This is a genomic window from Limnofasciculus baicalensis BBK-W-15, from assembly GCF_024178385.1.
In the GTDB taxonomy this organism is placed as follows: domain Bacteria; phylum Cyanobacteriota; class Cyanobacteriia; order Cyanobacteriales; family Coleofasciculaceae; genus Limnofasciculus; species Limnofasciculus baicalensis.
Map to the genome: position 1 here is coordinate 1 of NZ_JAMZMM010000322.1, position 7,120 is coordinate 7,120.

Here is a 7,120-nt window from a genome sequence, read left to right on the forward strand (position 1 = left end):
TTCTTAAAGCCAAACGCCTCCTAAGCAATAGCCGGACTGGTTTGGAAGCCTACACTGTACCTGTACTCAGGTTGGTGTAGGAGATGTCACGATTCCTTTCATTCGTGCCCAACCCAGCAATTTAGGATGGAGGTGCTACTACAGTGGTACATCAGGTCATCTCTTGTCCCTCTGGGTACTTTTCTGTTATTCGCGAGAGATTAATATTTAATAAACCACTAAGACACTAAGACACTAAGACACTAAGGATTATGTTTCAATCCCAACCTCAATGGCAAATCCAACCTATTTCAGAAATACCTCACTGGTTTCTGGAAACTGTAAAACACCACATAGTAAACTCAGATGGACGCTATGCCGCTCAATTATTGTGGCAAAGAGGAATCCAAAATCCCCAGAAACTGGCAGGATTTATTAATCCAGATTTATATCAACCTGCAACTCCTTTTGAATTTGGTCAAGAAATGAAATTGGCAGTGCGACGACTGCAAAAAGCTAGGGAAACTTGTGAAAGAGTTGCGATATGGGGAGATTTTGATGCTGATGGGATTACTGCTACTAGTGTTTTGTGGGAAGGATTGGGACAATTTTTTGTCCAGAATCAGGAACTAATTTATTATATTCCCAATCGCATCACGGAATCCCACGGTTTGAACAACCAAGGAATTAGTAAACTCGCAGAATGGGGAAGTAAACTTATCGTTACCTGCGATACTGGTAGTACCAATTTAACAGAAATTGAATATGCTCAATCTTTAGGAATTGATATTATTATTACGGATCACCATACACTACCTGAAGATCGACCTTCTGTTGTTTCAATTATCAATCCTCGGTATTTTGTTGACAAGCATCCACTTTTTCATCTATCTGGAGTGGCGGTGGCTTATAAATTAGTGGAGGCACTTTATCAAAGTTTACCAGATATTCCCCGACAACCAGTAGAAGATTTGCTGGATTTAGTCGCTATTGGTTTAATTGCGGATTTAGTTGAATTAAGTGGAGATTGTCGCTATCTCGCACAAAGAGGAATTCAAAGATTACAACAGCAAATGAAAACCCGGACTCGTCCAGGTGTCGCTAAGTTATTAGAATTATGCCAACGAAATGGCGATCGCCCTACTGATATTTCCTTCGGAATTGGTCCGAGAATTAACGCTGTTAGCAGAATTCAAGGTGATGCTGCTTTTTGTGTGGAATTACTTACAAGTCGCGATGAGAAACGGACTAAAGAATTAGCTATTGCCACTGAATTAGCTAATTCTCGTCGCAAGTCTTTACAAAAAGATGTTACTCAACAAGTTAAACATAAATTAGCCCAACTTGACCTTTCAACTACTAGTGTAATTGTTTTAGAAGATCCTCAATGGGCTGTGGGTGTTTTGGGTTTAGTTGCAGGCCAAATTGCTCAGGAATATGGACTACCTACTATTTTATTGAGTACAGCCAGTAGCCCAGCGGATGCCGGGGAGGAGGTGTGGGAAATAGGGGAGATAAAGGAGATGGAGAAGACTAAAAATAGCCCCCTCCCCCATAGGGCATCCGCTGGGCTACTCCAAAAAACCCACTCCAAAAAACCCACTCCCCACTTGCCACTTGCCAGAGGATCTGCTCGTTCAGTTAATAATATTGATCTGTATGAATTGGTAAATTCTCAAGCACATTTGTTACATCGATTTGGTGGGCATCCTTTTGCTGCGGGATTGAGTTTACTTGTGGAGAATATTCCCTTATTTACAGATGCGATTAATCAACAACTCCGGCACAAATTATCATCAAATGATTTAAGGAATCCGATACTAAAAGCAGATATTGTTGTAAATGTAGCAGAGTTGGGAAAAGAATTATTTCAGGAACTAAAACTATTAGAACCTTGCGGAATGGGTAATTCAGTCCCGAAACTCTTAATTGAAAACTGTTGGTTTCAGGAAGTGCGAAATCGGAACACTCAGGATTTGAAAGGTGGAAAGGTACAATATATTAAAACCGAGTTGGAAGTTTGGGATGATTCGTGCGATCGCGGTTTTCCGGGTATCTGGTGGGGACATTATCAAGATGAAGTGCCAAAAGGAAGATGTTCTTGTATCGTCGAACTTGACTATAATAATTACAAAAAATGTCCTGAATTCCGGATCGTTGCTGTCCATTCTCAGGATAAATCTACCTCGTTTAATTTCTCCACTCAGATAGATTGGATTTTAGACTGGCGGGGTGAAGATAGGGAAATCGAGTATAATTTACCTAACGAGAGCCAAACCCTCTTACCGTTAACCCCTAACCTATTACCAGAAAATGACCCTCTGACAATGCGTCAATCTCCAATTAGTTGGGATGAGGTACAATTGTGGTTTAGACGAGCAATTCAGACAGAACGAAAATTAGCGATCGCATATCCTCCTCCTCATCAACTACCACCAGAGCAAATTTGGTATAAATTAGTAGGAATTGCTAAGTTCATCAGTCGCACTCGTCAATCGGCGACTTTGGAACAACTCCACGAAAAACTCAATATTAGCGATCGCACTTTGCGTTTAGGAATCATTGCTCTTGAAAGTATTGGTTTTCAGGTAAAGCACCTAGATTGGGCGGTGGAAATTAGCTGCGATTCAGGAGAATTATCCTTAGATAAGGTTGATAATATGTCTGATCGAGGAATTCAGCTATTTTTAGCAGCAGTTGAAGAAGAACAGTTTCTGCGGCAATATTTTTACCAAGTTGCTTTAGCCACGATTGAAGGAATGCTAGCGCCAATGGCCAATCGCTAATCGCTATTCCCCATTCCCCGGAATAGCTCCAAGTTTTGAGTTTTAAATTAAAACTCAAAACTCAAAACTCAAAACTCTCTTCCCTAATTATGAACCGTACCATCAGGCATAATAGAGCCATTTAAAATAGCTCCTTCCAAGTCAACTTGACTGAGATCCACTCCCTTAAGATTAGCTTCACTTAGATCTGCACCATCCAAATTAGCACCTTTGAGATAAGCTTCACTCAAATTAGCGCCTGTTAAATTTGCCCCTAATAAATTAGCTCCTTCCAGATTAGCTCCCTCGAGGTTTGCCTGACTCAGATTAGCTCCCCAGAGGTCTACATAACTCAAAGAAGCCTTGCTTAGATTAGCTTGACTCAGATCGACCCCCCCCAATTCTGCTTTACTCAAATTGGCTTCTTTTAATGATGTACCAGGAGCAATCAAATATGCGCCGCCAATAGTAGGATCAAACCCTTCAGGAAATTGAGTTGCTTCATCGTAGATGGCTCCTTCAATTTTGATATTCTCTAGAGTGACATTTCCCAGATTGGCACTCATTAAGTTAGTTTTACTCAGATCAGCTCCACTGAAGTCTGCTTCACCCAGATTCACCCCTTGGAGTGATACTCCAGGAGCAATTAAGTATGCACCACTTTTAATCGGATCAAACCCTTCAGGAAATTGAGTCACTTTGTTATAGAGAGCTTCTTCAAGCTTAGTGGCTTCCAGGATAGCCTCTTGGAGATTCGCGCCAAACAATTTTGCCCTACTCAAATCAGCTCCACTGAGATTAGCTCCCCTCATATCTGTTGCCGTCAGATTTACTCCTTGTAGTGACGCATTAGGGGCAATTAAATAAGCGCCGCTAACCGTTGGCTCAAACCCTTCAGGAAATTGAGTCATTTCATTATAGATAGCTCCTTGAAGATTCACCTCTATGAGGTTAGCGTCTCGAAAATCTACTCCAAACAGGTTGCTTTTACTCAAGTCAGCTCTGCTCAAATCCGCTTCCCTAAAATCCGCCAACCATAAGTCAGATCCACTGAGATCTGCTCCCCTTAAATCAGCTCCAATTAGTTCAGCTTCCCAAAGTATGCTACCACTTAACTTAGCTCCCCTTAAATTCGCTCGTCTGAGGGTAATGCCAAATAAATTTGCCCCCCTTAAATCAGTTTCTCGCAAAGAAGCTTCACTGAGATCGACTCCACCGAGGTTAACTCCATTAAGGTTAACTCCTACTAGTGCAGCGCCAGGGGTAATTAAGTAGGCTCCTGCTGCTTCTGGGTTAAAATCTTGGGGAAACTGAGTCGTCTCGTCGTAGATTGCACCAGTCAATTCTGTCGAAAGAAGGTTTGTGGAACGAAGATCGGCTCCCAATAGATTAGACTCTTTCAAAGACGCTCCACTCAAGTCAGCGCCATTAAAGTCAGTCCCAATTAAATGTGCCCGACTGAGATTCGCCTGACTCAAATTAGCTTCCCTAAGATTAGTTTTCCACAAATCGGCACGGATTAGGGAAGCACCTTTTAGGTTAGCGTTACTTAGGTCAATCCCGCTCAGGGAAGCCTCATCGAGTTCACCTCCCGGCGCAATTAAATAAGCCCCAGCTAATTTGGGGTCAAAATTGGCAGGAAACTTAGTGGCTTCGTTGTAGAGTGCAGCACGAAGGTTGGCTCCTTGGAGAATGGATAACCTTAAGTCTGCTTCACTCAGATTTGCTCCACATAGCACCGCACGACTCAAGTTTGCCTCACTCAAGGAAACTCCAAATAAATCTGCGCCGCTGAGGTTTGTACCAACTAGGTTGGCTTTGCTGAGGTTGCCCCGCCATAACCCTACTCGTTGCAAATCCGCCCCACTCAAGGAAGTGCCACTTAAGTCTGCTCCACTAAAATCCCTTTCCCCTGCTGCATATCGCTTTCTGATTTCGTCACCATTCATCATGAATTTCCCCGTTTGGAAACCGTAATTTTCAATTCTGGCATTAGAGCCGATAGCCCATCTAGACTAACGGCACTAACGGGTGCTTGGTGGGAGCTTTTTGTCAGATTTTGGCACTGTGGTTGCATTAATAGCAACAGTATATATTATAATGTATTTGAGGGCAAAATAAAATTCATTTTTTTTTATGAACTGGCACCGGGAACTCTTTAATGACGTGCTATCTCGCTTTAAGTACTCAGCGAAGCAAGTTAGCATTTGGAGTGGAGTGCATGAGAGTAGACTAAGCCGATTCCGCAATGGCAAGCTCGATCTTGAAGCCGGGGAGTTTTTTCACTTACTGGAGTCTATGCCCCAGGAAGCCCAAGATTATTTTTGGACTCACAAGAAGCTTCGGGAGTCATCGCTCGAACAGATGGTGAGCGTGATGACTCCGGCGCAGCTCTCTGAATTGCTAGTTATGATTGCTGGCAATTTGTCCAAGGGCGACATAGCAGTTACTGCTAATTAGTCCTTTTCTGTCACTCTGCTCAGAGAAAAAGGGTGGCGACTCCTCGCTCCCGTCACGATTACGGTATCCAGATTTTCGGTTTTGTCAGGAATATTGTCGCCGCAATGCTTTACCCCTACACCGTTGTTTTAAAAGGTGGACGAATCCTGATTGACTGATCGAAACTAGGAAAAGGAGTTCAAGGGGACTTTGTATTAAAATTACTACAGGAACTGCTTTCTATGCGAGTTTGGTCTGATTTTGTTTTGTTGAGACAATTACTAACCAAGTGGGACTTGTATTCCTTCAGCCGATTTGTCCTTGTTGTTTTCCTATTATTGGCAAATAGTGGATGCTCCCAAGTGACATCAAAAGTGGTATCAACCATTGCGCAATTGCCCGGTTTAGTATCTGACTTATCAACTGATTTGAATTTTCAGTTTCGGGTGACACCATCTACGCGAGAGGGTATCTACACGGTAACTGGAACCACTAATCTGCCAGATAATAGTCCGATTGCGGTGGTGGCTGTTCGCCATTTGCATCCTAATAAACAGCTACCTCCGGGTGTGGGTTCAAATCCCACTTATTCAATTTTGACTTATCAAGATGTCAAGGTAAAGAAAGGTAAATGGAAGCTTGATTTAAACCTCTGGAAAGTGGCAAAAGACGGACGGTTTCAAGAAGCTTGGCAACTGGAACAACCTAAACTTGGACTGAAGTTAGAACCAGATTCTGATGTGACATTCCTCGCGACTCTTGCTCCTACTGAAGCTTTGTGGGATGTGGAACAGCGGTTAGAGAAGCAGGGGATCAAGCTGGTTAATACTATGATTCGGAATACAGTTGAGGGCGATCGTTATGTCCAAGCTATTGAAGGATTATCTGTTCCTTTACCGACTGGTTCGACTACACCACCACCTCAACGAGCTGAAGATCTGAATGGGGGCTGGGGACCGAGGTATATTCTTTTACCTGAACCACCGAATAAGAGGAAGCTGGAACAGCCAGATAAGCGTCGTACAGATGCTCCGATGAATCCGGCTGAGTTGATGCAGTAGATTTATAGCAGATTGCAGGTTTATGAAGTACACAAGAGAAACCCGGTTTCTCTATACCTCGAAGGAGTTTCTTTGAGAAACCCGGTTTTCTCTATACCTCGAAGGAGGAGGAAGGGAGAGCATAGTGTGTCTGAAATAAAAGATCGGGATTGAGTAAAAATAGAGGAGGCTCTTCAGAAGAAGGAAGAATCAATGCACTAATACATTGAATATTCCCTTGATTCAAATAGTTTGATGTTAGAGGTCTAAAAGCTTCATCATATACGCGCAATAAAGCCGGAGGTTCTTCAATTGGTAACCCCACAATGTTTCCAGTTCTGTTCTGTACTATTAGCAGGTATCCTTGTTCAGTATTATCTTTTTCATCTTCTGGTTTTTCAGATTCACTTGTGGGAATAGATACGTTGATATTGAATGAGGAATTAAGATCGTCACTCCTCTCCCCTGTCTCCATATTTTCTGTCTCTGTCAAGCTTGGACTTAAAGATAAATTCTGGTTAGATTTTCCTTTAAAAATTCGATGTTCTACATCTATGACTATCAATTCTTGCTCTTGATAAAGAGTAATACCTACTCTCCCTCCCTGTGGTGCGCCATAAATTTTGCCTAGAGGAATAACTTTCTGGACTGCCCTAATTGGCAATGCAAAGCGTTCGGAGTAAAGGCGAAACGCGATCAATTGCTGAGTAGGTTTAGCCTTGCGATTATTGGCTCGTCGGGAGTTAATAGGAAAAAAAACAGCCATTGAAGTATGAAGGATAAAGGATGAAGGATGAAAAGGTAACAAGTAAAATAACAGATAAAAAAATGGAGGAAAATTGAGAAAAATCAACCCGAAAGATCCCCCTGAATCAAACCGCGTAAAGTCGCCAACAA

At 42.4% G+C, this 7,120-nt stretch carries 6 protein-coding genes; 4 read left to right on the top strand and 2 right to left on the bottom strand.

The window, feature by feature from the left end; all coding sequences use genetic code 11:
• The first annotated feature begins 251 nt into the window (after window positions 1-251).
• Window positions 252-2,765: a single-stranded-DNA-specific exonuclease RecJ gene (locus tag NJ959_RS23235; protein ID WP_254014123.1), complete on the top strand. Its 2,514-nt coding sequence runs from the start codon at window positions 252-254 to the stop codon at window positions 2,763-2,765.
• Between the two features lie 83 nt (window positions 2,766-2,848).
• On the opposite strand, the gene NJ959_RS23240 is transcribed toward NJ959_RS23235, so the two are convergent.
• Window positions 2,849-4,696, bottom strand: a complete 1,848-nt coding sequence (locus NJ959_RS23240) for a pentapeptide repeat-containing protein (RefSeq protein WP_254014124.1) — start codon at window positions 4,694-4,696, stop codon at window positions 2,849-2,851.
• A 184-nt stretch (window positions 4,697-4,880) separates the two neighbouring features.
• On the opposite strand from NJ959_RS23240, the gene NJ959_RS23245 reads away from it, so the two are divergent.
• The 3 genes from NJ959_RS23245 (at window position 4,881) to NJ959_RS23250 (ending at window position 6,244) form a co-directional block, all read left to right on the top strand.
• Window positions 4,881-5,204: a type 2 periplasmic-binding domain-containing protein gene (locus NJ959_RS23245; RefSeq protein ID WP_254014125.1), complete on the top strand. Its 324-nt coding sequence runs from the start codon at window positions 4,881-4,883 to the stop codon at window positions 5,202-5,204.
• A gap of 32 nt (window positions 5,205-5,236) precedes the next feature.
• Window positions 5,237-5,362 (top strand): hypothetical protein, encoded by a 126-nt coding sequence (locus NJ959_RS30290; protein WP_256529662.1) that lies wholly within the window; start codon window positions 5,237-5,239, stop codon window positions 5,360-5,362.
• Window positions 5,363-5,557: 195 nt separating this feature from the next.
• A complete protein-coding gene (locus tag NJ959_RS23250) occupies window positions 5,558-6,244 on the top strand; it encodes a hypothetical protein (RefSeq protein ID WP_254014126.1) in 687 nt (228 codons plus the stop codon).
• 91 nt (window positions 6,245-6,335) lie between these two features.
• On the opposite strand, the gene NJ959_RS23255 is transcribed toward NJ959_RS23250, so the two are convergent.
• Window positions 6,336-7,120: chemotaxis protein CheW (locus NJ959_RS23255; RefSeq protein ID WP_254014127.1), on the bottom strand; the 785-nt coding region annotated here is incomplete at its 5' end.